Origin of the sequence: Bradyrhizobium sp. 23, from assembly GCF_023073295.1 — a bacterium.
In the GTDB taxonomy this organism is placed as follows: Bacteria; Pseudomonadota; Alphaproteobacteria; order Rhizobiales; family Xanthobacteraceae; genus Bradyrhizobium; species Bradyrhizobium canariense_D.
The window spans coordinates 128,242-129,148 of the sequence record NZ_JADPJF010000042.1 but is presented as its reverse complement, the minus strand read 5'-3'; the positions used below and the strand labels follow the sequence as shown (position 1 = coordinate 129,148).

Genomic DNA, 907 nt, shown 5'->3' with positions numbered 1-907 from the left:
CGGCCGCTCCGCCACAGGAGCCGCCGCAGGTCTATGTCGAGACCGATCCGGATGCGCTGATCTCGCCGGCCTACGGCATCGGCAGCTACATCCGCAATTTGCCGGGTACGCCACTGCTCCCGGGCTCCCACACGCTGCCGGGCTATTACGGCCGCCCCTGGGACTACGATTACCAGGGCGCGTATTACGGCGGGAATCAGGTCGATTATTTCTGGCGCCTGCCCTACTCGTGCGGCATCTACGGCTATTGCTGAAGAGCAGATCCGATCAGCCGGCCTGACCGACGGGAACGGCGCGCGGCTGCGCTTCGGTTGCGCCACGCGGCGCGAGCCGCTCTGTCTGCATCACCGCAAGCGTCAGCACCACGATCGCAACTGCCTGATGCGCGAGCGCGAGATCAATCGGCACCTGGTTGAGCAGCGTGAGGATGCCGAGCACGCCTTGCAGGCTGACCGCGCCCAGCAGCAAGAGCGCGCCGCTTGCCGCAGAACCCGCGCGTGAACGGACCGCATCGAACGCGTGCAACGCCGCCAGCGCGAACAGCGCATAGGCCGTCATGCGGTGCTCGAACTGCACCGTCAGCACATTGTCGAACATGTTGCGCCACCACGGCGTCTCGAACCACAGCCGTTCCGCCGAGGGAATGAACGCGCCGTCGATCTGCGGCCAGGTGTTGTAGGCGCGGCCCGCGCGCAGGCCCGCAACCAGAGCACCAAAATAGATCTGGATAAAGGTCACCGCGAGGAGCAAGGCGCTGGTAAAGCGCAGCCGCGACGATGCTGCGATCTGCGGACGCCCGGCGAGCCGCCGCACCGTCCAGACGATGCCGGCGAAGATCACGAGCGCGAGCATAAGATGTGTCGCCAGCCGATATTGCGACACCTCGACGCGTTCGGACAGCCCCGAG

Annotated in this window: 2 protein-coding genes; one reads left to right on the top strand and one right to left on the bottom strand. The window is 66.0% G+C overall.

Annotated features, from left to right (window positions below):
* Window positions 1-254: hypothetical protein (locus IVB32_RS10325; RefSeq protein WP_247410296.1), on the top strand; the 254-nt coding region annotated here is incomplete at its 5' end.
* 13 nt (window positions 255-267) lie between these two features.
* Here the strand turns inward: IVB32_RS10325 and IVB32_RS10320 are convergent.
* A partial coding sequence (locus IVB32_RS10320; RefSeq protein ID WP_247410294.1) for a COX15/CtaA family protein occupies window positions 268-907 on the bottom strand: 640 nt, incomplete at its 5' end.